We start from the raw sequence: 25,727 nt of genomic DNA, 5'->3' as shown, positions 1-25,727 counted from the left end.
TTCTGAAATTACATTTTAATCCTGATTATTATAATACATCTATGCCTAATGAGATGTTTGTTTAGGGTGAATTTTACTTGTCATTTTTTATTTATGTAAAAGTCTTTGCTGTAAAATTCTAAAAAAAATGATAAGAAAATTACCTAAACTACTTGTTAAACCTGTCGGACGAGCCATCGCCGATTTTGGTATGATTAAAGCGGGCGATAAAATATTATTGGCAGTTTCTGGCGGCAAGGATTCACTGAGTTTATTTCATATTTTGCGACATTTCCAAGTGCATTCCCCAGTAAAATTTGAGCTTGGTGTGGTTACTATTGATCCACAGGTGGAAGGCTTTGAGCCGCAAGCCTTAGATGTATTTTTTAAGCAGTTTGATACGCCGTATTTCTTTGAAGAATTTCCGATTTTAGAGCAGGCCAAAGAAAGTATGAAAGGGGATTCTTACTGTTCATTTTGTGCCCGTATTAAACGCGGCTTGATGTATAAAGTTGCACGAGAGCAGGGTTATAATGTTTTGGCACTTGGGCAACATTTGGATGATTTGGCAGAAAGTTTAATGATGTCAATGTGCCATAATGGCAAGATTCAAACGATGAAGGCGCATTACATTAACGATGATAAAGATTTACGCATCATTCGCCCAATGGTTTATGTGCGTGAGCGACAATTAGCTGACTTTGCTAAGATTGCTGATTTGCCTGTTATTGCTGATTCTTGCCCCGCCTGTTTTAGCATGCCGACCGAACGCGAATACTTTAAACAATGGTTATTAACCGAAGAAAAGCGCTTGCCGAATTTATACAAAAATCTACTCAGTGCAATGAAACCAATGTTAAACGAAGTTAGTGAAAATGATTGAATTTATACTTAAATTCTTCTCAATACTACCGCTTAGGGTTAATCATTTTATCGGTGCGCTGATTGGTCAGATTTTCTACATTACAAATAATCGTACAAAATTTGTTGTTAGTCAAAATATTGATATTTGCTTTCCAGAACTGAATGAAAAACAAAGAAAAATACTGATTAAAAAATCCCTTATTGAAGCCGGTAAAGGTCTAACCGAAATAAGCTTTGTTTGGTTTCGAAGTTTTGAAAGTAACGCTAAACAAATTAAAAATATTAAAGGTATTGAATATTTAGAATCAAATCAAGCAACCATTTTATTAGCCCCCCATATGGGCTGTTGGGAAATTGTCGGACCTGCAGTTTCACTTAAACAACCCATTACTATTTTGTACAAAGCGCCAAAAAACAAAAAACAAAAGAAATTTTTATTAGAAAAACGCAGCACTAAAAATATGCATTTAGCTAACGCTAACGCCAAAGGCGTTGCTAAATTACAACGGGCTTTGTTAAAAAATCAAATCATTGGTATTTTGCCTGACCAAGACCCGGGAGAAGAGGGCGGTATGTTGGTGCCATTTTTTACGCAAAATGCACGCACAATGACACTATTGGTTAGGCTTGCTAGAAAAAATAATGCCAAAGTACTAATGACATGGGCAAAACGCCTGCCACAAGGAAAAGGCTACGAGCTAAATTTTGAACCTATTGATGTGTTATCCACCAGTGGTGAGTTGAAAGACGATGTAGCGTTAATGAATCAAGCAATTGAAGCCGTAATTAAAACCTGTCCAGAGCAGTATTTATGGAGTTACAAGCGTTTTAAAGGCGTGATAAGATATTAGTATCTTATGGAGACCTTTGCATAAATATGAATAATCATCAAAACACCATCTTTCATCAATTTGAAAACTTTTCCAGCGATACCAAGCAGTCCTCTAGGAGAAAAAAAACACCCTTAGCTTTGCTAGGAGTGGATTTAAAAAATTTTAAAATTAATAAAATCTGTCATTTTGCTAATCATCCCTATTTATGCAAAGGTCTCCTTATGATATAATTTTACAATGAAATTTATTGAAGATATTCAAAGTGTTTTTGACCGTGACCCATCGGCAAGAAATACCTTTGAAATTATTACTTGCTATTCAGGTGTTCAGGCGATGTTGTTTTATCGTTTGGCGCACAATCTTTGGGTGCTCAAACTTAAATGGCTAGCACGCTTTATTTCTATGCTTGGTAGATGGTTCACGGGGATTGAAATTCACCCTGCGGCAACGATTGGTAGGCGCTTTTTCATCGACCATGGTATGGGGGTGGTGATTGGTGAGACGGCAAAAATTGGCAATGATTGTACTTTATATCACGGTGTTACGCTTGGTGGAACGACTTGGAATAAAGGTAAACGCCATCCAACGCTTGGTAATAATGTGGTGGTCGGTGCAGGTGCTAAAATCTTAGGCCCAATTACCTTGGCGGATGGTGTACGCGTGGGGTCTAATTCGGTAGTCGTTAAGTCTGTTGAAAAAGACCAGACTGTTGTCGGTGTGCCTGCGCGCGTGCTAAAAGAATCTAAAAAACAATCGGGTGAATTTGACTCTTATGCGGTGGGTAGCGATATTGACGACCCGACAGTGAAAGCGATTAACTCCATTTTGTTGCATTTACATGATATGGATTTGCAGTTGCATAAGGTCTCAAAAGAGTTGAATATTGACGAAGGTAAAGATACCTCTGTGAACAATCTGGAGATTGAAAGTAAATAAAAAATATTACCCGACTAAAATAGTTGGTTATAGTATAATATTATTTTTGAAATAAATAAAACCCACTAACTATGCAATTAACTACTAAAGGGCGCTATGCGGTCACTGCAATGCTTGATTTGGCATCCAATGATATAGGCAGACCTATGACATTAGATGTTATTTCACAAAGACAAAATATTTCTTTGTCTTATTTGGAGCAGTTGTTTGCTAAATTACGCCGTGCTAACTTAGTCAAAAGCGTCAGAGGTCCAGGGGGTGGTTATTTATTAGACGCACAGGCACAAGATATTAGCCTATCGGCAATCATCGAAGCGGTAGATGAAAACATTGACCTGCGCCGTTGTAAAGGATTGAAAGGCTGTAACAATGGTCGTCAATGTATATCTCACCAATTATGGTGCGAAGTCAGCGAACAAATTAGAGATTTTTTAAGCAGTAAAACCCTGCAAATGGTAATTGATAATCACGGAATGAAAGGAATAAAATAATGACAGCCCCTACTTATATGGACTATTCTGCAACCACGCCAGTGGACAAGCGTGTTGCAGATTTAATGATGAAATACTTGACTATGGATGGCGATTTTGGCAATCCAGCATCCAACTCTCACTACTACGGTTGGCAAGCAGATGATGCAGTCAAAAACGCTAGGCAACAAGTGGCAGATTTAATTAATGCCGATCCAAGAGAAATCGTTTGGACTTCGGGTGCAACAGAGTCTGATAATTTAGCGATTAAAGGTATTGCCCATTTTTACAAGAAAAAAGGCAACCACATTATTACCTTGAAGACTGAGCATAAAGCAGTTTTGGATACTTGTCGTCAGTTAGAGCGAGAAGGTTATGAGGTTTCTTATTTAGACCCATTACCGAATGGTTTGTTAGATTTAAATATCTTAAAGGAGGCTATTCGTGAAGACACTATTTTGGTGTCTGTGATGCATGTTAACAACGAAATCGGCGTCATTCAAGACATTGAATCTATCGGTAATCTGTGTCGTGAAAATAAAATATTTTTCCATGTGGACGCCGCACAATCTGCGGGTAAAGTCGATATTGATGTGACTAAATTACCGGTGGATTTAATGAGTTTTTCGGCGCATAAAATCTACGGACCCAAGGGTATTGGCGCTTTGTATGTTCGTCGCAAGCCGCGTGTGCGTTTAGAGGCACAAATGCATGGTGGCGGACATGAGCGCGGCATGCGTTCAGGTACGCTTGCTACCCACCAAATCGTAGGTATGGGCAAGGCATTTGCAATTGCTAAGGCTGAAATGACAGAAGAAAATAAAAAAATCGGCGCCTTGCGTGACCGTCTGTTGGCAGGTTTTACTGACATGGAAGAAGTCGTCGTTAACGGTGATATGGAGCACCGCATTGCTGGTAATCTCAACATTAGTTTTAACTATGTTGAAGGTGAATCACTGATGATGGCTATCAACGACATCGCTGTTTCTTCGGGTTCAGCCTGCACTTCGGCAAGTCTTGAGCCATCGTATGTATTACGCGCATTAGGCTTAACAGACGAATTGGCACACTCATCCATCCGCTTTACCATTGGTCGCTACACGACAGAAGCGGATGTCGATAAAGCAATCACACTGGTGCGTGAAAAGGTACAAAAATTACGCGACTTATCGCCATTATGGGATATGTTCAAAGACGGTATCGACCTTAGCAAGGTAGAATGGGCTGCACATTAATTAAATAGGAGAAAATAATATGGCATACGGTGAAAAGGTATTAGATCATTACGAAAACCCTCGCAATGTAGGTGTTTTAGATAAGGATGCAAAAAATGTTGGCACAGGTATGGTTGGCGCACCGGCTTGTGGCGATGTGATGCGCCTGCAAATCCAGGTCGATGAAAATGGTGTGATTGAAGAGGCAAAATTCAAAACTTACGGTTGCGGTTCAGCGATTGCATCAAGTTCACTGCTTACAGAGTGGGTAAAGGGCAAGACTTTGGAAGAGGCAGCGCAAATCAAAAACACTGACTTAGCAGAAGAATTGGCATTACCACCAGTAAAAATACATTGTTCGGTATTGGCAGAAGATGCAATTAAAGCGGCAATTAGCGACATTAGAAGCAAGGCTTAATTAACAATGGCAATTACACTCACAGATACTGCAGCTCAGCGCGTTGTTGGATTTCTTGACAATCGTGGCTCAGGTATCGGTATCCGTCTTTCTGTGCAAACTACGGGCTGTTCGGGTTTGGGCTACAATATAGAATTTGTTGATAATGTCAACGATGATGACACCGTGTTTGACAACAACGGTGTAAAAGTAGTGATTGATGCAAAAAGTTTGGTTTATTTGGATGGTACTGAAGTGGATTTTGTCAAAGAAGGTCTGAACGAGGGGTTTGAATTTAACAACCCAAATGCTAAAGCCGAATGTGGCTGTGGCGAATCGTTTACTGTTTAAAAGGTCGCTATGCAAAACTATTTTGAATTATTCTCGTTAGAAGTTGGTTTTGATTTAGATGTTAACGCTTTAGAGGGCGCTTACCTAGCTAAAATTTCCGAGCACCATCCCGATAAATTTGTCACTAAAAGCGATAAAGAACAATCCATCGCCTTGCAGAACACCTCACTTATTAACACTGCCTTTAACACTTTAAAATCCCCTCTACTGCGTGCCACCTACCTATTAGAACTTCAAAATATTAACGCTTTTGATGAAAAAGACACGCAAATGGATATGGATTTCCTAATGTCACAAATCGCATTAAGAGAGTCATTAGAAGACATAGAAAAATCAAAAGATGTGTTGCAGTTGGACGATTTTACTGAGGACATTGATAGCAAAGTGAGGGAAAATATCTGTCAAATTCAGTCGTCTTTCAAAAATAACAATATTAATAAAATTAAAAACTTAGTCCGCGAGTTAAAGTTCTACACGCAACTCAACGCACAGGCAAATAGATTGATGGACGAATGGCTATAAGGTATGGCACTTTTACAAATATCAGAACCTGGGCAAGCAAGTAAACCACATCAGCATAAATTGGCAGTTGGGATAGACCTTGGCACCACTAATTCGCTAGTGGCAACGGTGCAGAGTGGGGTGAGTCGGATATTGACGGATGAGCATGGTAATGCAATTTTACCGTCAGTAGTGCATTGTGGTAAGGACAATAAACTCACAGTGGGCTGCGACGCTTGCCCGTATGCAAAGACGGACCCAACCAATACTATTGTTTCGGTGAAACGCTTTATGGGCTTGGGGTATAAGGAAGTTAAAGACTTTAAAAACTGCCCGTATAAGTTGGTGGAAAATGGTAATAATGTGCAATTCCATACGGCAATGGGGGATTTGTCTGCGGTTGAGATTTCCTCTGGTATTTTAACTTCGCTTAAACAGCGTGCAGAAAAGGCGTTGGGCGGTGATTTGGTTGGTGCAGTGATTACTGTGCCTGCCTATTTCAACGACGCACAACGACAAGCGACCAAAGATGCAGCAACGCTTGCAGGTCTAAATACACTTCGCTTATTAAATGAGCCTACTGCGGCAGCGGTGGCTTACGGCTTAGATTCGAAAGAAGAGGGGGTGCATGCAATTTACGACCTTGGTGGTGGCACTTTTGACATTTCTATTTTAAGTTTTCAGAAGGGGGTGTTTAAAGTACTCTCTACGGGTGGTGATTCTGCACTGGGTGGTGATGATTTTGATCAATTGATTATTGATGATTGTATCGAAACCTTGAAACTTGGCGAACTAGATCCAACGCAAATGCAAAAAATTAGGCAATTTTCTCGCATTGCCAAAGAAACACTTAGCGATAATGATTTTGCTGAATTTAACTGCGTAGAGGTTCCGTATCGCATCTCTAAGGAAAAATTTGAAGTGCTTTCTAAGGTGCTAATCAAGCGCACTTTATTATTGGCAAAACGCGCTGTAAGAGATGCAGAAGTAAAAATGAGCGACATTAAAGATATTGTTATGGTTGGTGGCTCAACGCGTATGCCGTTAGTCAGGTCTATGGTTAGCGATTTATTTAACCAGCCCGTTTTATGTTCTATTAATCCAGATGAAGTAGTCGCTAAGGGTGCCGCCATTCAAGCGAATTTATTAGCAGGCAACAAGTCACAAGACGAGATGTTATTATTGGATGTTCTGCCATTGTCACTCGGTTTAGAGACAATGGGTGGCTTGGTAGAAAAAGTTGTGCATCGCAATACCGCTATCCCTATTACCCGTGCACAAGAATTCACCACCTTTAAAGATGGACAAACAGCGATGAGTATACATGTTTTGCAAGGTGAACGCGAGTTAGTGTCTGATTGCCGTTCGTTGGGTAAATTTGAACTTAGAGGTATTCCACCAATGGTCGCAGGTAATGCGCGTATTCGTGTGGAATTTCAAGTAGATGCAGACGGTTTATTATCCATTAGTGCCACCGAAGAAACCTCAGGTGTCAAGGCTGATGTTATTATCAAACCTTCTTACGGCTTGAGCGACAGAGAGATGGAAAAAATGCTGAAAGATTCCATTATTCACGCTAAAGATGACATCAAAGCTAGACAATTGCATGAAATGCAAGTTGAAGCCAAGAGGACTCTTGAGGCGATTGACTCTGCCCTTGCCAAAGACAAGAAAATGCTTACTCAGGCGATGATTGACGATATTATGCAAGCCAGAGCCGAGTTAAAAGCAGTTGCCAAAAATAAGAATGAAAAAATTATCAAAGAAAAAATGGAAAACCTTGAGTTGGTCAGCGTGACATTTGTCGAAATGAGAATGAATTCTACCATTGCTAAAGTCATGCAAGGTCATAAAGTAGAGGACTTTGAATAGTCATAATTTAAGGAGTAAAAAAAAATGCCACAACTGATTATATTGCCACACGAAGATTTATGTCCAGAGGGTGCTGTTCTTGAAGTTGAAAAAGGCACCAGTGTTTGCCGTGCAATGCTTGCCAACCACATTGAAATTGAACACGCCTGCGAAATGTCGAACGCCTGCACCACTTGCCATATCTATATTCGCGAAGGCTTTGATAGCCTTCAAGAATCCGATGAAATTGAAGATGATTTACTCGACAAAGCCTGGGGTCTAGACCCTGATTCTCGCCTATCTTGCCAAGCCGTCGTTGGTGAAACAGACTTGGTGATTGAAATTCCAAAATATACCATCAACCAAGTCTCTGAAAATCATTAAGAAAAACTTCCAAATTCTAAGCCCGGTTTAGCTAAGCCGGGCTTAGAATTTGAAGAATTTTGAAATGAAGCCTTTTTCTTCCATGGGTAGGGCGAATTTTTCTATAACATCTTTGGGCTTAGTTTTTGATAGTAACCATTGTGGGATAGGTGGATTTTCGCTACTGCCGCAGACTTTACCCAAATTATTTGGGTTGAAAATTTTGACAAAACTTGGATTTTTTAAATCATCTACATAGACAATACCGCAATAGCGCTCTTGATGTTTAGTTTTAAGTAAAGCGTGGATTTCTGTCAAAGATTTAACCAAATTATCAGCGTCAATTGTCACTTCTGGCATAGGCAATAGGGTGTCATAAAGATACCAATCCTCTGCAGGGTTTGCAATTAAATTTTCAAATAACGCATGACAATCACTCCATTGCATAATACCAATGAAACGCCCGCGAAACTCCGTTAAATAATCCATACTAGTGGGTATTACTCAATAGTGATACTTGGAAATGCGCCAAGGGCCTTATCTTGTAAGGTTAATTTCGCTGCAACTTTCTTAGCAATTTCTTTATAGATTTGTGCGACTCTACCTTCTGGGTTTTTGGCAACAGTTGGTGTGCCTTCGTCCACATCTGTTCTAATGTCTATCTCTAAAGGCAGGGCACCAAGGAAATTCACATTAGCATCTTTTGCCATTGATTTACCACCACCTGTACCGAAAATTGCTTCTTCATGTCCGCATTCAGAGCAGATGTGTAGTGACATATTTTCAACAATACCAAGAATTGGAATATTGACTTTTTCAAACATCTTAAGACCTTTTTTTGCATCTAATAAAGCGATGTCTTGAGGGGTTGTAACGATAACAGAACCACTGACTGGAATTTTCTGTGACAAAGTCAATTGCGTATCACCTGTTCCTGGCGGAAGATCGATAATCATATAATCCACGCCACGCCATAGCGTATCGCGAAGCATTTGCTCTAATGCCTGTGTAACCATAGGTCCACGCCAAATCATTGGATTGTCTTCATCAACTAAATAGCCGATTGACATAGATTGCATACCATGACCTAAGATTGGGAGTAATTTACCTTCGCCTGTGGTTTCTGGTTTGAGTTTGGAAACGCCCAACATTCTCGGCTGAGAAGGGCCATAAATATCGGCATCTAAAATTGCAACTTTCGCCCCTTCTGCTTGTAATGCAAGTGCTAAATTAACAGCTGTGGTTGACTTTCCAACGCCACCCTTGCCTGAGGCAATAGCAATAATGTTTTTAACTTCTGACAATACATCCACACCTTTCTGTGTGGCATATTTGGCAATTTTTGTGTCAATATTAACCGTAACATCACTGATACCTTTGCCTGATAAAGCGGAAGTAATTGCCTCAGACAATTCTTGATGGTAGCTTTGTGCGGGATAACTAAGTAAGATATTAATAATCGCTTTACCACCATCGATTTCAATACTGTCTGCAACAATACCTTGTTCGGTATATTTATCCGTTACACCTTCTAAAATATTTTCAATGCTGTCTTGGGTTAAATCTGCCATCTGTCTTGTCCGATTAAGTAAAATAAGCCATTTTATCGTATAATCATATTATTAAACCTTAATATTACTAAGACTATCTTATGACCCAAAGAAAAATACTCGTTACCTCCGCACTGCCTTACGCCAATGGTGAGATTCACCTTGGACATTTGTTAGAATATATTCAAACAGATATTTGGGTGCGTTTTCAAAAAATGCAGGGACACGAGTGTCATTTCGTTTGCGCAGATGATGCCCATGGCACACCGATTATGTTAAAGGCAAGTGAGTTGGGCATTACCCCAGAAGAATTAATTGCAAGCGTGAGTGAACGACATCAAGCGGATTTTAAAGAATTTTCTATCGGTTTTAGTCAGTATTATTCGACGCATTCGGAAGAAAATAAAGAAATTTCAGCGGGTATTTATAACAAATTAAATAAGGCTGGCTTTATCAAAAAACGCACTATTTCTCAGGCGTTCGACCCTTTGAAACAAATGTTCTTGCCCGACAGATTTATCAGGGGTGAATGTCCAAAATGCGGTGCAGCCGATCAATATGGTGACAATTGTGAAGTCTGTGGTGCGACTTATTCACCAACTGAACTTAAAAATGCCAAGTCCGCCATCTCAGGTGCGATGCCGATTGCCAAGGATTCTGAGCATTATTTCTTTGATTTGCCACAGTTTGAAGTGCAACTTAAAGAATGGACTAACGCAGGGCATTTGCAAGACGAAATCAGTAACAAGCTTGCCGAATGGTTTGATCAGGGCTTGCAGCAGTGGGATATTTCCCGCGATGCACCATATTTTGGGTTTCAAATTCCAGGTGTTAAGGGTAAATATTTTTATGTTTGGTTAGATGCACCAATTGGCTATATGGCAAGTTTCAAAAAGTTGTGCACTGAGCAGGGAATTGACTTTGACGAATATTTCAACAAAGATTCAAAAACCGAGTTGTATCATTTTATCGGTAAAGACATTGTTTATTTCCACTCACTGTTTTGGCCGGCAATGTTGATGGGTTCTAATCACCGCACCCCAACAGCGGTTTTTGCACATGGATTTTTGACCGTGAATGGAGAAAAAATGAGTAAATCTCGTGGCACCTTCATTCAAGCACGCACTTATTTAGAAAATTTAAATCCTGAGTGTCTTCGTTATTACTATGCGTATAAACTCAACAATAAAATTGATGACATAGACTTAAACCTAGAGGATTTTAAACAACGCGTGAATTCTGATTTGGTTGGAAAAGTTGTCAATATCGCCTCTAGAAGTGCTGGTTTTATCGTTAAAAAATTTAACAAAACACTTTCTGCATATTCAATTGAAGGAGATTTGTACAATGAATTCGTCGCTAAAGGTGATGATATTGCCAGGCTTTACGAGATGCGTCAATACAATCAGGCAATGCGTGAAATTATGAAACTTGCCGATAAAGCCAACCGATACATTGACGAACATAAACCCTGGCAACTGGTAAAAGAAGCGGGTTGCGAAGCGCAAGTCCACGATGTCACTTCGCTTGCTATTAATTTATTCAGGGTGCTAATGACTTACCTAAAGCCTGTTCTACCAGTAATGGCAGAGCAAGCAGAGCATTTTTTAAATATTGATACCTTAGCATGGAATGACTTAAAACACCCACTCACCAAGCACGAAATTAATACATTTAAGCCTTTAATGTCTCGTATCGAAGATGATCAAATCTCCGCTGTCATCGAGGCTTCAAAGCAAACCACACAAGCCGTTAAAGAGGAAGACAATATGATACAAATAGACGATTTTACTAAAATTGACCTGCGCATTGCCAAGATTGTCAAAGCCAATGTCGTCGAAGGCGCAGATAAGTTATTGCAATTAACCTTGGACATTGGCGAAGAGAATACGCGTAATGTCTTCGCTGGCATTAAAGCCTACTACAATCCAGAAGATTTAGAAGGTCGCCTAACTGTTATGGTTGCCAACCTTGCCCCAAGAAAAATGAAATTCGGCGTATCCGAAGGTATGGTGCTTGCTGCGGGCAACGGCAAGTCTTTGCACCTTTTATCCCCTGATTCTGGCGCTCAGGTTGGGATGAAAATTAGCTGAATTAACGCAGAAAAAAGATGCAGGAAAGGAAAGGTATTACAAGTATTTTTCCATTCCACAAGGCGAACGAATAAATACTCGATTGAGCATAGATAAAACTATGTGATTGAGAGGGTTTATTTGTTCAACGCCGTGGAATGGAAAAAGACGCAGTAATATGGTGGAGAGAGAGGGATTCGAACCCTCGGTACCGCAAGGTACACCCGCTTTCCAAGCGAGCAAATTAAACCGCTCTGACATCTCTCCAAAGACAAGGTATTTTACTGATTTTTTTATTAATTAACACATTATTATGAATTTAACGCCAAATTTTAAACCAAAAGACATTGTTGAAACTATTCGAGTGTTGATTGAAGAGGGTCTAAAGGTGGTAGAACTAACCACTAAAGGAAAAACTTGGGCAGAAGTAATTGAGTCGATGGATATGTTTGAATTTAAGTTAGGACAGCAGGCGAATGTTAATTCGCACTTAAATGCGGTGTTATTCAGCGAAGAATTTAATGAGGAATATGAAAAGACGCTACCATTGATTACTAATTTTTATACCGAAGTAAGTAGTAATCAAGCGTTGTACCAGGCTTATAAAAATCTTTTGGATACAAATTTAAACGAACAGCAGGCTTACATTATTAAGGAGTCAATTAAAGGATTCGAGTTGTCGGGCGTAGGCTTAGAGGGACAAGTATCGAAAAGATTTAAAGCGATTAAAGAGCGCTTGAGTATCTTGAATAACCAATTCTCTAAAAACAGCCTGTTGGCGACGAACGAATGGAAAAAAGTTGTCACTAAAGAGGATTTAGCGGGTTATGATGATGTTAGTCTTGCCAAAGTTAAAACTGATAATGGCTATGAAATTAGTTTGCAAGCACCGATTTATATAGATGTAATGACATACGCAGATAATCGTGCGTTGCGTGAAGAAATATATAAAGCTTATGTTTCACGCGCATCTGAGGTTGGAATTACCGATAAATCATTTGATAATAGGGCGATAATGGATGAGATTTTATCATTGCGGCAAGAGATGGCAGGAATTTTGGGTTTTTCTAATTATGCAGAATATTCTATTGCAGCTAAAATGGTGGAGTCAGAAAGTCAAGTGATTGATTTTTTAGAAGATTTAGTGGCGCGGTCAAAGCCACAGGCAGAGCAAGAGTTAGCAGAGTTAAAGACTTTTTCAGGAATGAAATTAATGCCCTGGGATTTGAGCTATTATGCAGAGAAACTCAAAGAGAAGAAATTTGGCTTTAAGAAGTCGGACTTAACCCCGTATTTCCCCGAACAACAGGTGTTAAAAGGTTTGTTTGCAACCATTGAAAACTTGTATCAAGTTAGTATTATTCTGGTTAAAGAAAATTCTTATCATTCTGATGTCCGCGTTTTAGATATTAGTAACGCAGCGGGACTGGTAGGGCGCGTCTACCTAGATATCTATGCACGAAAAGGTAAGCGAGGTGGGGCGTGGATGGCAGATTATCAGCCGTTAATGGGTGACAATAAACCGATAGCCTTTGTGGTTTGTAACTTTAATTCACCGACTAAAGATAAGCCCGCGTTGTTTGAATTTGATGAGATTGTAACGCTATTCCACGAGTTTGGACACGCACTACACCATTTATTGACCAAGGTTAAATATCCATCTGCGGCAGGTATTTCAGGTGTACCTTGGGATGGGGTGGAATTGCCCAGTCAGTATATGGAGTTTTTCTGTTATGAAAAGTCGGTGGTTAAATTATTATCTAAGCATTGGAAGACAGCTGAGTCGTTGCCAGATAAATTGTATGGCAAATTGATTGACGCTAAGAACTTTCAGTCAGCACTAGGTATGTTGCGTCAATGTGAATTTTCTTTGTGGGATGTGAAAACACATTCTAAAAATAAAGATACTTACGAAGTATTGAACGAAGTGCGTGCTGAAACGGCATTAATGCCGATAGTGAAGGAAAATCGTTTTTTGAATACCTTTGGGCATATTTTTAGTGGTGGTTATGCGGCAGGGTATTTTAGTTACAAGTGGGCTGAAGTGTTGGCAGCTGATGCCTATTACTATGTACAATCACAGGGTGGCATTGGCTCACAGGCGTCACAGGACTTCATGCAATGTATCTTAGAGACTGGTGGAAGTGCTGACTTTATGAAGCAGTATCTTAAATTTAGAGGGGAAAGACCAAGTACGAAAGCGTTATTAATGTCAAATGGTATAATATTAGAAAACAATGATATTCTTGATAAAAAAAATAGGTAAAATTACTTTTATTAAATTTAAATAGGATTTTAATATGATTAAGTATTTATTAGGTATTGTTATTATTTTGGCGTTAATTGGTGGTGCAGTTCAATTTAAGTCAACGGATAAAGATTGGTCTTTGGTGGTCAATAAAGAAATTGCAGCAAGTAGCGTAAAGACAGGTGCTGTTAAAATTTATGATTTTGTTGCGGAGATGGTTGCAAAAGCCAAAAAAGAAAATGCCAATGAAGAGGCGACACCTGTGGAAGCAAGGTAGTGGTTTAAAAGTTTTAAAATACGCATAAAAACCCCGATGAATTCATCGGGGTTTTTTTTATCTTTGGATTAGAGTATTAAATCTTTGAAAGCAGTATTGAACCGTTAGTACCGCCAAAACCAAATGAATTGGAAATTGCATAATCCATTTTCATTTGTCTGGCTTCATTTGCACAATAATCTAAATCGCAATTAGGATCCTGATTTATGATATTGATGGTTGCTGGCGCTACTTGGTCTCTGAGTGCTAAAGCAGTAAAAATTGCCTCAATACCACCAGCAGCACCAAGTAAATGACCTGTCATTGATTTGGTAGAACTCATTACCACTTTGTAAGCATGGTCACCAAGTGCCGCTTTTGCTGCATCTGTTTCTGCTTGGTCGCCAGCAGGGGTAGAGGTGCCGTGTGCATTAATATAATCAATCTGATTGGCATTAATGCCTGCATTACGCATCGCATTTTTCATGCATCTTGCCGCACCTTCACCACCCTTAGAAGGTAAAGTCATATGGAAAGCGTCGCCACTCATGCCGTAACCTAAGACTTCTGCATAGATTTTTGCACCACGGGCTTTAGCGTGCTCATATTCTTCTAAAACCACAACACCGGCGCCATCGCCAAGCACAAAACCATCACGATCTCTATCCCAAGGGCGAGAGGCGGTAGCAGGGTCATCGTTGCGCGTAGAAAGGGCGCGAGCCGCCGCAAAACCACCTAAGCCACAATTCGTAGTTGACATTTCAGCACCACCGGCAATCATCACATCGGCATCACCATATTCAATCAATCGTGAGGCATCGCCGATATTATGTGTGCCTGTCGTACAAGCAGTAACAATGGCAAAATTTGGACCTTTGAGTCCATATTTAACAGAAAGGTTACCAGAAATCATATTGATAATTGAAGAGGGGACAAAGAAAGGAGAAATGCGTCGTGCACCTTTCTCCCTGTATAGGTCAGTAGTTTTTTCAATCGTACCTAAACCACCAATACCTGCGCCAATAGCAACACCGATGCGTTCGGCATTTTCTTCGGTAATTTCAATGCCACTGTCTTCAATTGCCTGAATACCTGCTGCCATGCCATAATGAATGAAAGTATCCATTTTTTTAGATTCTTTTGGGCTTAGGTAGTCGGCAATATCAAAACCTTTAACAGAGCCACCAAATTTAACGGATTGCCCTTCGGTATCAATATTACTCAAAACATTAATGCCTGATTTACCATTAAGGATGTTACGCCACGCATCTGTTATTGTTGATCCAACAGGTGAAACAATGCCCATGCCTGTGATTACCACTCTTCTTTTGCTCATAGTTTCTTCTATATAAAAAAAAGCGCTCAATAAGCGCTTTTTAGTTTAAGTTAATAAACAGAAATTACAAAGTTTTGTTTACATAGTCAATTGCTTGCTGAACAGTTGTAATATTCTCTGCTTCATCGTCAGGGATTTCACAGTCAAACTCCTCTTCAAGAGACATTACTAATTCAACGGTGTCTAATGAATCTGCACCTAAATCATCAATAAAAGAGGCGTTATTATCAATATCACCACTTGCGTCTAACTGTTCAGCTACAACCGCTTTTACTCTGTCTTCAATACTCATTTGTTATTTCCTGTGTTGTCGTTTAAAAAGTTATATTTTATCGTAAAAAATGATTTGTGCAAGTATTGTTTTTCAGCTATTTTTGATATCTTGTCGGATCTATGATTTCAGCCTCTTTAAAGCCGAGTTTACGATATTCACAAGCGTCACAAACCCCGCAGGCATAGCCATTTTCATCGGCTTGATAGCAAGTCGTGGTCATTGCGTAATCTACGCCGAGTTTCAGTCCTTTTTGAATAATTTCTGCCTTATGTAGGTTTATTAAAGGCGTATGAATAGTGAGTTTTTTTCCTTCCACGCCTTGTTTGGTGGCTAAATTTGCCATTGTTTCAAAGGCTTTAATGTATGCCGCGCGACAATCTGGATAGCCCGAATAATCCAAGGCATTGACACCGATAAAAATACTTTGGCAGTCTAACACTTCTGCCCAGGCCATTGCATACGACAAAAAAATGGTGTTGCGAGCAGGGACATAGGTAACTGGGATTTCGTCACTCTTGTTAAAGTTTGGTACGGAAATCGCACTGTCTGTCAGTGCAGATCCACCAATGTCATTTAAAGAAATATCCATTATTCTGTGTTCTACAGTAGAGAATAACTTGGCAATTTTGGTAGCGGCATTAAGTTCTGATTTTTGTTTTTGACCGTAGTCAAAACTCATTGCATAACATTTAAAACCCTGAGACTTTGCAATCGCAAGCGTGGTGGTTGAATCTAAGCCACCTGATAAAAGAATAACAGCCTTCTTAGACATTGGCAAGATTGCCTTTTGATTCTAGCCACTTTTTACGATCTGGTGCACGCTTTTTACTTAATAACATATCCATCATTTCATTGACCTGTAAAGGATTTTCAAGTGTCAGTTGAATGAGACGGCGGGTATCTGGTAGCATTGTGGTCTCTCTAAGCTGTGAAGGGTTCATTTCACCCAAACCTTTAAATCGTTGCACTTGCACCTTGGTGCGTTTATTTTCTTTTTCTATCTTGTTAATTGTCGCATCACGCTCTGCATCGTCCAGTGCATAATAAATCTGCTTGCCAGCATCAATACGATACAGTGGTGGCATTGCTACGAAAATATGCCCATCTCTGACTAATTTTGGAAAGTGTTTAACGAACAGCGTACAAATCAATGTGGCAATGTGTGCACCATCTGAATCTGCATCTGCCAAGATACAAATCTTACCGTAGCGTAATCCTGATAGGTCTTCGCAGTTTGGTTCTAGACCAATGGCAACACTAATGTCGTGGATTTCATTGCTCGCCAATACTTGGTCAGAATCTACTTCCCAGGTGTTCAAAATTTTACCTCTTAATGGCAAAATCGCCTGATATTCTTTATCACGGGCCTGCTTGGCAGAGCCTCCAGCAGAATCACCTTCCACCAAAAAAACCTCAGTTTGGCTAAGGTCATGACTAGTACAATCAGATAACTTACCTGGCAGGGCTGGACCGCTGACAATTTTTTTACGAATAACCTTTTTACCTGTTTTGAGTCGTGACTGGGCGTTCATAATTGCCAATTCGGCAATTTTTTCTGCAATTGAGGTATGTTGGTTCAGCCAAAGGCTAAAGGCATCTTTCACCACATTGGTAACGAAACTAGCACATTCTCTTGAGGATAACCTTTCTTTGGTCTGTCCTGAAAATTGCGGGTCTAATATTTTAATGGATAATACGTAGGCAATTTTTTGCCAGACATCGTCCGGTGTTAACTTAACATTCTTTGGTAACAAACTTCTAAATTCACAAAATTCTTTTAAAGCATCTGTCAAGCCAGAGCGTAAGCCATTAACATGTGTACCGCCCTGTGAAGTGGGAATGAGGTTAACATAACTTTCGCCAATAATATTGGTGTTATATTCTGTCCATGACAACGAGCAATGCATTTGTGCCTCATCCGATTCATGCGTAACTACGAATGGTACTTCTGGCAAGCAATCCAGGCCATCGAGTGAAACTGACAAATAATCTTTTAAACCTTCTTTGTATTTCCAACTGTCGGTTGTGTCATCAACTTCATTATAAAAATTAACCTCTAACCCAGGGCACAACACTGCTTTTGAGCGCAAGTTATGTCTGAGTTTGGTGGTAGAAAATTTAGCCGTATCAAAAAACTGTGGATCTGGAATGAATTTAACTTTAGTCCCTGTGTTGTACTTACCAACTGTACCTACTTCTACAAGCGGGGTTTTGACATTACCATCAGAAAAAGCAATGTAATGCTCTTTAGAGTTGCGTTTAATCCAAATCTCCACTAAGGTCGATAGGGCGTTAACTACAGAGATACCAACCCCATGTAAACCGCCAGAGAACTGATAAGAATCATTTGAGAACTTACCGCCTGCATGTAACTTAGTAAGAATTACCTCAACACCAGAAATCCCTTCTTCAAGATGAATATCAACCGGCATACCACGACCATCGTCTTCCACAGAGATAGAGCCGTCCTTATAAAGCACCACATTGATTTTCGTTGCATGTCCAGCCACTGCCTCATCAACACTGTTGTCAATCACTTCCTGCGCCAAATGATTAGGTCGTTCGGTTTCCGTGTACATCCCTGGTCGCTTACGAACTGGGTCTAAGCCTGATAATACTTCAATGGAGGAGGAGTCGTAGTTGCCCATACTTTATTTATTAATACTCAATAATATTTTGCGAAGTATCATACCAAAAAAAGCCTCGCGTAAACGAGGCTTTTTTTTTAATTAGCTAATAAAATTAACTGTTATTTTACTACATCATGCCTGGCATTCCACCACCCATTCCTGCATCACCAGCCGGCACACCGGCTGCTTGCGGTGCATCAGTAATCATTGCTTCAGTGGTAATCATTAAACCAGAAATGCTCGCCGCATGTTGTAAGGCAGCGCGGGTTACTTTGGTTGGGTCAAGGATACCCATTTTCAACATATCACCATACTCTTCTGTGCCGGCGTTGTAGCCGTGATTGCCTTTGCTGTTTAATACTTCATTAAGCACAACAGAAGGCTCGCCACCACCATTTGCAACGATTTGCCTAAGTGGGGCTTCCATTGCGCGTTTAGTGATGTTAATACCAACACCTTGGTCATGGTTGTCGCTTGTAAGTTTGTCTAATGCTTTAATCGCACGAACTAACGCAACACCACCACCCGGAACCACACCTTCTTGTACGGCGGCACGGGTTGCGTGTAGTGCGTCATCAACACGGTCTTTCTTTTCTTTCATCTCAACTTCGGTTGCAGCACCGACTTTAATCACAGCAACGCCGCCTGATAATTTAGCCAATCGCTCTGATAACTTCTCTTGGTCGTATTCAGAAGTTGTCTGTTCTAATTGTGCTTTGATTTGCTTAACACGACCATCAATTTGCTCTTTTGTGCCCGCACCATCAACCACGATAGTCTCGTCTTTGCCGACTTCAATACGCTTAGCATAGCCTAATTGGTCTTCGGTAATGGTCTCTAATGACAAGCCGATTTCTTCTGAAATTACCACACCACCTGTTAATACTGCAAGGTCTTGTAAGATTGCTTTACGACGGTCGCCAAAGCCAGGTGATTTAACCGCCACGACTTTAACAATGCCACGCATATTATTAACCACCAAAGTTGCTAATGCCTCACCTTCAATGTCTTCAGCAATAACCAGCAATGGTCGACCTGATTTCTGTACGATTTCTAATGCTGGCAATAAATCACGAATATTTGAGATTTTTGATTCATTTAACAAAATTAATGGCTGATCCAAATCAGCACTCATATTGTCTTGATTGTTGACAAAATAAGGCGACAAATAGCCACGCTCAAATTGCATACCTTCAACCACATCTAATTCGTTATCAAGACCTGAACCTTCTTCAACTGTAATCACGCCTTCTTTGCCTACTTTATTCATTGCTTCGGCAATAATATCACCAACAGAAGTGTCAGAATTTGCAGAAATTGTACCGACTTGCGCAATTGATTTTGTGTCATCACAAGGTTGTGAAAGTTCACGCAAGGCTTTAACTGCAACCTCTGTAGCTTTATCAATGCCGCGTTTAAGATCCATTGGATTCATACCCGCAGAAACGGCTTTAACACCCTCGGTAATCAAAGATTGCGCCAAAACAGTTGCTGTTGTTGTACCATCACCTGCGATATCGTTGGTTTTAGAGGCAACCTCTTTGACCATTTGCGCACCCATATTTTCAAACTTGTTCTCAAGTTCAATTTCTTGGGCAACTGAAACACCGTCCTTGGTGATGGTCGGGGCGCCGAATGAACGATCTAAAACCACATTACGACCTTTAGGTCCCAGGGTTACTTTTACTGCATCTGCTAAAATATTAACACCATTTAGCATTAAATTTCTTGCATCAATTCCAAATTCTATGTCTTTTGCACTCATTTTATTCTCCTTTATTCAACAACGGCAACAATATCGCTTTCGCTCATTACCAATAGGGTTTCATTATCAGCGCTGATTTCTGTGCCAGCAAACTGACCGAACAATACTTTGTCACTAACTTTAACTTCTAAGGCGATAATCTCACCTGCATCCGTTTTTCTGCCACTGCCAACGGCAACGACAATACCTTCGGAAGGTTTTTCGGCTGCTGAACCAGGAATAATTAAGCCACTTGCTGTGGTTTGCTCTTCTTCTGATCTACGGACGACCACACGGTCGTGAAGGGGGCGAATATTCATTTTTTTCTCCTATTTAATGTAATTAATTTTGTTTATCCATTGAGTTTTTTAACTTCTGCATTGCTTTGTTTTCAAGTTGTCTAACTCTTTCAGCAGAAATATTGTATCTCTTCGCTAAAGTATGTAAGGTCGTTTTCTCTTCTTTCAAGTACCTAGACTGTAAAATATCCAAACTTCTTTCATCAAGTGAAGAGAGTGCCGTATAAAGCTGTTGTTGATGATGCTTTTGCGAGTCGTCACTGAGTGCCAATTGTTCAGGGCTTCGGGTGTTTTCATCGGTTAAATAATGTACCGGAGAAGTGCTTTCTTCTTCATCTGTCACTTCAAATGCCACATCATTAAACTGTAAGCGCGATTCCATCTCTAAAACATCTTTTGGGCGTACACCAAGGTCGTTGGCAATCTCTTTAGCTTGTTCTGTATTTAGTGAGGTGTAAATATTGGCTTTGGCTTTTTTTAACTTAAAAAATAACTTGCGTTGCTCTTTGGTAGTGGCAACTTTGACAATTTTCCAATTCTTAAAGATAAATTCGTGGATTTCTGCACGAATCCAATACACCGCATAAGAAGCGAGGCGTACATTACGATTAGGGTTAAACTTTTTAACCGCCTTCATTAGTCCAATGGTGCCCTCTTGAATTAAGTCATCTTGCTCAAGTCCATAGCCCTTATAGCCGTGGGCAATGAATGCTACAAAACGCATATGTGATAAGACTAATTTTCTTGCTGCTTCTAAATTGTGGTTTTCAAACAAGTCAACTGCCAGGTCGTGCTCTTCTGCTGCTGACAAAATGGGTGGGTATTTCTGAACCGTTAAGTCTTGAGAAGTTTGAACGGTAGGCGTTGTCAGATCTTTACTCATAATGGCGTTATTTAATAAGGGTTTTAAGTAGCGCCTGGTGTCTATTTGACTGTTGCTTGATGTTGAATTTTTGAGCATGAATAATGGTTAATATATCCTGTAAGGCAGTTTCAAAATCATTATTTATCACCAAGTAATCGAATTCATCGTAATGTTGAGTTTCACTGACAGCATCACGCATTCTACGCTCAATAATACTAGAATCATCCTGTCCTCTACCCGTTAATCGTTCTCTAAGGGCTTCAATAGAAGGGGGGACGATAAAAATACTGACCACCTCTGGAAAACTCTTTTTAACTTGTCTAGCACCTTGCCAGTCAATCTCTAAAATCACATCCTTGTCATCTGCTAATAAATCTTCAACCGTTTTTTTAGCACTGCCATAGTAGTTATCAAACACTTGTGCTGACTCAATAAAACCATTTTCTTTGTTGATTTTGTCAAACGCTTCTTTAGAGACAAAGAAATAATTTTCCCCGTGAATTTCACCAGGGCGCGCATTGCGTGTGGTATGTGAGACAGAAACGCATAGGTCATCTGTTTGCGCAATCAAGGCTTTAACCAAAGAAGTTTTCCCGCAGCCTGATGGCGCCGCAATGACGAATAAATTTGCCATAATTATTTAGGGTTGTAACCTTTGATATCGTCAGCACCTTCTTCGGAGAAGAAAAACTTTTCCATTTGCTCTTTTAGATAGGTTTGCGCCTTCTCATCTAACATATTAAGATTGTTTTCGTTAATCAACATCGTTTGATGATCTAACCACGCTTGCCAGCCTGGCTTGGAAACATTTTCTAAAATGCGCTTACCGAGTTCTCCAGGGTACGGGGCACGATCTAAAGCCTCTAAAACTTGATTCATTTTTACACAGTTTACAGTTGTCATAATCTTCCTAATTTAACCCTCAATATCCAAAGGCTTGCAAAGTAACTAAGTGCCGCGCCACCAATAATGGTGCCAATTGACAATACTCGATACCACACATCACCACTAAGATAATCGCTGGTGTTTTGATTGAAATTAAATATAAAGGTAGTCATTATAATCGTTGCTAATAACACTTTAAAAGACATTTTTATAAAGTCGGTAGAAAAACTGAAAATATTGTCTTTTTTAAGATAGTAATAGAGCAGGGTGGCGTTAATTAATGCTGACAATGAAGTTGCGATGGCTAAACCCATATGCGCGTAGTAATAGGCAAAAAAAACATTTAAGAAGATATTAGACACCATAGCAATAACACCGACTTTAACTGGCGTTTTGGTGTCGCCCCTGGATAAAAATACAGGGGCCAAAACTTTAGCAGTAATGAATGCCATCAATCCTGCACCATATGCCATTAAACTTAGTGAGGATTGATATGCTGCAAAGGGCGTAAATTCGTCGTATTGAAATAAGGTAATCAATAAGGGTTCTGCTAATAATACCAACCCTACACAAGCAGGAGTACCGAGTATCAGACCAATTTTAAGCGCATAATCAATTGTTTGTGTGAATTTTTCCTTATTTCTGTTGGCATGGTGATTACTGAGTTTGGCCAGAGCAACGGTGGCTAAAGCAATACCAATTAATGCCAAGGGTAATTCTAATAATCTGTCTGAATAATACAACCAAGTGACACTGCCACTGACTAAAACTGTGGCAATCATAGTGTCAATCAATAAATTAATTTGTGAGACCGAAACTCCGAATAGGGCGGGTAGCATGCGTTTTTTCAAAGTTTTAACCGCCTCGTGTTGACCTTTAGCCAAACGAGGTACTTTTTTAAGTTTAATCAAGAACGGAATTTGGAATAATAACTGCACAACGCCACCAATCAGCACGCCCCAGGCCAACGCCATAATCGGCGTTTCTAAGTACTCTGATAAATACACAGCACACAAAATCATAGAGATGTTCAATAAAACGGGTGTAAAGGCAGGCACGGCAAAGTTGTCGTAAGTATTGAGAATACTGCCTGAAAATGCCGTTAAAGAGATTAGCAACAAGTAAGGAAAGGTGATTCTAAGCATATCTGTGGCTAAATTAAACTTAGTCGGATCAGCATCAAAATAAAAACCCCATGCAAATATAAAGATAATCAGAGGGGCAAAAATGACCGCAATCAGAGTGAGAACAATCAGAACTTTTAAGAATTTGGTGCCGATGTGGTTGATGACATTTTGCACCTCTTCTTCACTGTGATTGGCTTTAGCTTCGGCTAGAATAGGTACAAAAGCCTGTGAGAAAGCCCCCTCTCCGAATAAACGCCTCAGAAAATTAGGGATTCTAAAAGCGACCAAGAACGCATCTGTTAGGCCATTGGCACCAAAATATCGGGCAACAAAGTAATCACGCACCAATCCTAAAATTCTTGATAAAAAGGTCATTGCAGTAACAACACTACTAGACCTAAGAAAGGACTTATTAACTGACACTATTCCTCATGTGGACCACGCATAATACCAGCCTTTGAATTACGAATACATCGAACAAACTGCATAACTTCAATGTGATCAGATTCTGTTTCTTCTAACTCTTGTAAAGATTGATCAAGCAGGCTGGTGCCACGGTAAACCACTTTAAAGGCGCGCTTAATCGCAGAAATTGCATTTGGCGTAAAGCCACGCCTACGCATCCCTTCAGCATTGATACTGCGAACACGAGTTTGCACACCTGAGGCAAGCATATAGGAAGGAATATCTTTATTAACCTGACAACCCATGCCAACATAAGTGTGCATGCCTATCATGCAAAACTGCTTAACTAGAGTGAACCCCCCTAAAATTGCCCAATCTTGAATACGCACATGTCCCGCTAATGAGGCGTTGTTTGACATGATAATATGATTGCCAATCTGACAATCATGAGCAATATGCACATACGCCATCAACATATTTTTAGAGCCAACACGAGTGATAGACTCTTCTTTTTCTGTGCCACGGTTAATAGTGCAAAATTCACGAATTAAATTGTCATCGCCAATAATTAAGTTGGACTCCTGATCAGCTTCATAGGTAACATCTTGCGGGTCACCCCCAATAGAGGCAAATGAATAGATGTGGTTATTTTTACCGATTTTTGTTGGACCTTGTATTACCGCATGAGACTCAATAATGGTACCCGAACCAATTTCCACATTGGCACCAATAATTGCATAAGCACATATTTCAGCGGTTTTATGAATTTTTGCACTGGGGTCAATGACCGCACTAGAGTGTATTGCCATAATATTTTCTTTTATTCAGTGGTTTTTTGTGTACACATTAATTCGGCAGTAGTAACCACTTTGTCATCTACCGTGGCAATGCATTTAAATTTCCAAATACCGCGTTTAACGGTCATTACTTCAACCTCTAAGCGCAATTGGTCGCCAGGCTCAACCATACGCTTAAAACGCACCTTGTCGACACCAACCAACATATAAATTTGTCCCTCAATCGGCTTACCTACTTCAGATTTAAACGCCAAAATTCCCGTTGCCTGTGCCAAAGCTTCAATAATCAAAACACCTGGCATAATCGGCTGTGCAGGGAAGTGCCCCGTGAATTGTGGCTCGTTATAGGTTACATTTTTCAAGGCAACAATAGACTTGCCAATTTCTAATTCTAGCACTCTGTCAATCAACAAGAAAGGGTAGCGATGTGGTAAGTAATTCTTAACATCCTGTATGTTCATTTCCATAATTAACTTCCTTTTAAGTGTTTTAATTTAATATTAAGATGGCTAATAATTTTATCAAGTTTTAACAGCCATAGTTGACTTCTTTTCCAATCTGAATGAGGAGAAATAGAAGTAAAACCCGTATAATGCCCCTTGCTTAAATGTTTATCTACCGTGCTCGATCCTGTGACAATAGTACCATCATCGAGATGCATATGACTAGCGATGACTGTGCCACCACCGATTTGGCAATATTTTCCCAAAACAGCACTACCGCCAACAGTCACGCCAGCGGCAATCGCTGCGTGTTCGCCCAAAATAACATTATGAGCAATATGCACTAAATTGTCAAGATGAACACCATTTTGAATTTGCGTGTCTTCTAGTGTACCTCGGTCAATCACGGTATTGGCGCCAATATTAACATCATCACCAATCACCACATTGCCAAGGTGAGCAATACTATACCAATGACCTTGATCGTCCAAAGCATTGCCAAAACCTTCTGATCCAATAACGGAACCTGCAGAAATAACAGCATTATTGCCAATCGTTGTTCCTTGTAAAATTGTAACATTTGCCTGAATGTTGGCGTTATTACCAATGACTACATTTGCCTCAATTACGGTGCCAGAAGCAATACGACAATTCTGTCCAATGACGACATTTTCAGCAATGGTGCAATTATTGGCAATATTATTACTATTAATCACAGCACTAGTATGAATGCCATTTAAGTGCGTAGATTGTTGCTTAAAATAATGGCTAATCTTGGCAAACGCTAAATGAACATTGTCAACCACAAGCGCATTAGTAGGGCAGTCGTTAACTAAATCTTGATCAAGGATAACAGCGCTGGCTTTTGAAGTTAATAAATCTGTTCTATATTTGCGTTTTGAAATATAAGTAAGTTGGTTTTTTTGAGCGTTGGCACTACTTGCAAGGCTGTTAATTTCTATCGATGCATCGCCAATCAGTTTCGCATCAATATAAGTAGCAATCTCGCCCAGTGTGTGCATTCTCTATGCTTCCAA

The 25,727-nt window shown here is 39.9% G+C and carries 28 protein-coding genes and 1 tRNA gene; 13 read left to right on the top strand and 16 right to left on the bottom strand.

The window, feature by feature from the left end:
• The first annotated feature begins 127 nt into the window (after positions 1–127).
• The 10 genes from BSEPE_RS04730 (at position 128) to fdx (ending at position 7,780) form a co-directional block, all read left to right on the top strand.
• Positions 128–862 carry a tRNA 2-thiocytidine biosynthesis TtcA family protein gene (locus BSEPE_RS04730; RefSeq protein WP_066044619.1) on the top strand — a complete coding sequence of 245 codons (735 nt, stop codon included), beginning with the start codon at positions 128–130 and terminating at the stop codon, positions 860–862.
• Positions 855–1,694 carry a lysophospholipid acyltransferase family protein gene (locus tag BSEPE_RS04725; RefSeq protein ID WP_066044618.1) on the top strand — a complete coding sequence of 280 codons (840 nt, stop codon included), beginning with the start codon at positions 855–857 and terminating at the stop codon, positions 1,692–1,694. The genes BSEPE_RS04730 and BSEPE_RS04725 overlap by 8 nt, the downstream gene beginning before the upstream one ends.
• 219 nt (positions 1,695–1,913) lie before the next feature.
• Positions 1,914–2,612, top strand: coding sequence for a serine O-acetyltransferase (gene cysE / locus BSEPE_RS04720; RefSeq protein WP_066044617.1), 699 nt, complete (start codon positions 1,914–1,916; stop codon positions 2,610–2,612).
• Between the two features lie 71 nt (positions 2,613–2,683).
• The gene (locus BSEPE_RS04715) at positions 2,684–3,103 is read left to right on the top strand and encodes an Rrf2 family transcriptional regulator (protein WP_066044616.1); all 420 of its coding nucleotides are present in this window, start codon (positions 2,684–2,686) and stop codon (positions 3,101–3,103) included.
• A complete protein-coding gene (locus tag BSEPE_RS04710; protein WP_066044615.1) occupies positions 3,103–4,317 on the top strand; it encodes an IscS subfamily cysteine desulfurase in 1,215 nt (404 codons plus the stop codon). The genes BSEPE_RS04715 and BSEPE_RS04710 overlap by 1 nt, the downstream gene beginning before the upstream one ends.
• Positions 4,318–4,336: 19 nt before the next feature.
• Positions 4,337–4,714: a Fe-S cluster assembly scaffold IscU gene (gene iscU, locus BSEPE_RS04705; RefSeq protein WP_066044614.1), complete on the top strand. Its 378-nt coding sequence runs from the start codon at positions 4,337–4,339 to the stop codon at positions 4,712–4,714.
• A 6-nt stretch (positions 4,715–4,720) separates the two neighbouring features.
• The gene (iscA, locus tag BSEPE_RS04700; RefSeq protein WP_066044613.1) at positions 4,721–5,044 is read left to right on the top strand and encodes an iron-sulfur cluster assembly protein IscA; all 324 of its coding nucleotides are present in this window, start codon (positions 4,721–4,723) and stop codon (positions 5,042–5,044) included.
• A 9-nt stretch (positions 5,045–5,053) separates the two neighbouring features.
• Positions 5,054–5,566, top strand: a complete 513-nt coding sequence (gene hscB, locus BSEPE_RS04695; RefSeq protein WP_066044612.1) for a Fe-S protein assembly co-chaperone HscB — start codon at positions 5,054–5,056, stop codon at positions 5,564–5,566.
• A 3-nt stretch (positions 5,567–5,569) separates the two neighbouring features.
• On the top strand, positions 5,570–7,417 hold the full coding sequence (gene hscA, locus BSEPE_RS04690; protein ID WP_066044611.1) for a Fe-S protein assembly chaperone HscA: 1,848 nt from the start codon (positions 5,570–5,572) through the stop codon (positions 7,415–7,417).
• A 24-nt stretch (positions 7,418–7,441) separates the two neighbouring features.
• Positions 7,442–7,780, top strand: a complete 339-nt coding sequence (gene fdx, locus BSEPE_RS04685) for an ISC system 2Fe-2S type ferredoxin (RefSeq protein WP_066044609.1) — start codon at positions 7,442–7,444, stop codon at positions 7,778–7,780.
• A 42-nt stretch (positions 7,781–7,822) separates the two neighbouring features.
• Here the strand turns inward: fdx and BSEPE_RS04680 are convergent, their stop codons facing one another.
• Entirely contained in the window at positions 7,823–8,248 is a 426-nt protein-coding gene (locus BSEPE_RS04680; protein WP_066044607.1) for a hypothetical protein, read from the bottom strand.
• Positions 8,249–8,259: 11 nt separating this feature from the next.
• On the bottom strand, positions 8,260–9,330 hold the full coding sequence (gene apbC / locus BSEPE_RS04675; RefSeq protein ID WP_066044605.1) for an iron-sulfur cluster carrier protein ApbC: 1,071 nt from the start codon (positions 9,328–9,330) through the stop codon (positions 8,260–8,262).
• Positions 9,331–9,410: 80 nt separating this feature from the next.
• Here apbC and metG point away from each other — a divergent pair, with 80 nt between their 5' ends.
• The gene (metG, locus tag BSEPE_RS04670; RefSeq protein ID WP_066044603.1) at positions 9,411–11,402 is read left to right on the top strand and encodes a methionine--tRNA ligase; all 1,992 of its coding nucleotides are present in this window, start codon (positions 9,411–9,413) and stop codon (positions 11,400–11,402) included.
• Positions 11,403–11,560: 158 nt separating this feature from the next.
• On the opposite strand, the gene BSEPE_RS04665 is transcribed toward metG, so the two are convergent.
• A tRNA-Ser gene (locus BSEPE_RS04665) sits at positions 11,561–11,648 on the bottom strand.
• A gap of 46 nt (positions 11,649–11,694) precedes the next feature.
• Here BSEPE_RS04665 and BSEPE_RS04660 point away from each other — a divergent pair.
• Together BSEPE_RS04660 and BSEPE_RS04655 are read left to right on the top strand one after the other, a co-directional pair.
• Positions 11,695–13,647: a M3 family metallopeptidase gene (locus tag BSEPE_RS04660; protein ID WP_066044600.1), complete on the top strand. Its 1,953-nt coding sequence runs from the start codon at positions 11,695–11,697 to the stop codon at positions 13,645–13,647.
• Between the two features lie 34 nt (positions 13,648–13,681).
• On the top strand, positions 13,682–13,906 hold the full coding sequence (locus BSEPE_RS04655; RefSeq protein WP_066044598.1) for a hypothetical protein: 225 nt from the start codon (positions 13,682–13,684) through the stop codon (positions 13,904–13,906).
• Positions 13,907–13,982: 76 nt separating this feature from the next.
• Here the strand turns inward: BSEPE_RS04655 and fabF are convergent, their stop codons facing one another.
• The 13 genes from fabF to lpxD all read right to left on the bottom strand — a co-directional run bounded on the left by fabF (position 13,983) and on the right by lpxD (position 25,712).
• The gene (gene fabF, locus BSEPE_RS04650) at positions 13,983–15,221 is read right to left on the bottom strand and encodes a beta-ketoacyl-ACP synthase II (RefSeq protein WP_066044596.1); all 1,239 of its coding nucleotides are present in this window, start codon (positions 15,219–15,221) and stop codon (positions 13,983–13,985) included.
• 64 nt (positions 15,222–15,285) lie between these two features.
• Positions 15,286–15,513 (bottom strand): acyl carrier protein, encoded by a 228-nt coding sequence (acpP, locus tag BSEPE_RS04645; RefSeq protein WP_066044594.1) that lies wholly within the window; start codon positions 15,511–15,513, stop codon positions 15,286–15,288.
• Between the two features lie 76 nt (positions 15,514–15,589).
• Positions 15,590–16,267, bottom strand: a complete 678-nt coding sequence (gene queC / locus BSEPE_RS04640) for a 7-cyano-7-deazaguanine synthase QueC (RefSeq protein WP_066044593.1) — start codon at positions 16,265–16,267, stop codon at positions 15,590–15,592.
• Positions 16,260–18,143 carry a DNA topoisomerase IV subunit B gene (gene parE, locus BSEPE_RS04635; RefSeq protein ID WP_066044591.1) on the bottom strand — a complete coding sequence of 628 codons (1,884 nt, stop codon included), beginning with the start codon at positions 18,141–18,143 and terminating at the stop codon, positions 16,260–16,262. Before parE ends, queC begins: the two co-directional genes overlap by 8 nt.
• Positions 18,144–18,252: 109 nt before the next feature.
• A complete protein-coding gene (gene groL / locus BSEPE_RS04630) occupies positions 18,253–19,890 on the bottom strand; it encodes a chaperonin GroEL (protein WP_066044589.1) in 1,638 nt (545 codons plus the stop codon).
• Between the two features lie 11 nt (positions 19,891–19,901).
• Entirely contained in the window at positions 19,902–20,189 is a 288-nt protein-coding gene (locus BSEPE_RS04625) for a co-chaperone GroES (RefSeq protein WP_066044586.1), read from the bottom strand.
• Between the two features lie 22 nt (positions 20,190–20,211).
• Positions 20,212–21,051 (bottom strand): RNA polymerase sigma factor RpoH, encoded by an 840-nt coding sequence (rpoH, locus tag BSEPE_RS04620; protein WP_066044584.1) that lies wholly within the window; start codon positions 21,049–21,051, stop codon positions 20,212–20,214.
• Between the two features lie 7 nt (positions 21,052–21,058).
• Entirely contained in the window at positions 21,059–21,667 is a 609-nt protein-coding gene (gmk, locus tag BSEPE_RS04615; protein WP_066044582.1) for a guanylate kinase, read from the bottom strand.
• A gap of 2 nt (positions 21,668–21,669) precedes the next feature.
• Positions 21,670–21,936, bottom strand: coding sequence for an oxidative damage protection protein (locus BSEPE_RS04610; RefSeq protein ID WP_066044581.1), 267 nt, complete (start codon positions 21,934–21,936; stop codon positions 21,670–21,672).
• Positions 21,933–23,468, bottom strand: a complete 1,536-nt coding sequence (murJ, locus tag BSEPE_RS04605; protein ID WP_269450652.1) for a murein biosynthesis integral membrane protein MurJ — start codon at positions 23,466–23,468, stop codon at positions 21,933–21,935. Before murJ ends, BSEPE_RS04610 begins: the two co-directional genes overlap by 4 nt.
• Positions 23,468–24,259, bottom strand: coding sequence for an acyl-ACP--UDP-N-acetylglucosamine O-acyltransferase (lpxA, locus tag BSEPE_RS04600; protein WP_066044577.1), 792 nt, complete (start codon positions 24,257–24,259; stop codon positions 23,468–23,470). Before lpxA ends, murJ begins: the two co-directional genes overlap by 1 nt.
• A gap of 11 nt (positions 24,260–24,270) precedes the next feature.
• Positions 24,271–24,714 (bottom strand): 3-hydroxyacyl-ACP dehydratase FabZ, encoded by a 444-nt coding sequence (fabZ, locus tag BSEPE_RS04595; RefSeq protein ID WP_066044575.1) that lies wholly within the window; start codon positions 24,712–24,714, stop codon positions 24,271–24,273.
• Positions 24,715–24,716: 2 nt separating this feature from the next.
• Positions 24,717–25,712, bottom strand: coding sequence for a UDP-3-O-(3-hydroxymyristoyl)glucosamine N-acyltransferase (gene lpxD / locus BSEPE_RS04590; RefSeq protein ID WP_066044573.1), 996 nt, complete (start codon positions 25,710–25,712; stop codon positions 24,717–24,719).
• Between the last annotated feature and the right edge of the window lie 15 nt (positions 25,713–25,727).

The sequence above is a fragment of the endosymbiont of Bathymodiolus septemdierum str. Myojin knoll genome (genome assembly GCF_001547755.1).
Lineage (GTDB): Bacteria > Pseudomonadota > Gammaproteobacteria > PS1 > Pseudothioglobaceae > Thiodubiliella.
Note: the sequence above shows the minus strand (reverse complement) of the source record. Positions and strands in the feature narration are given on the sequence as shown.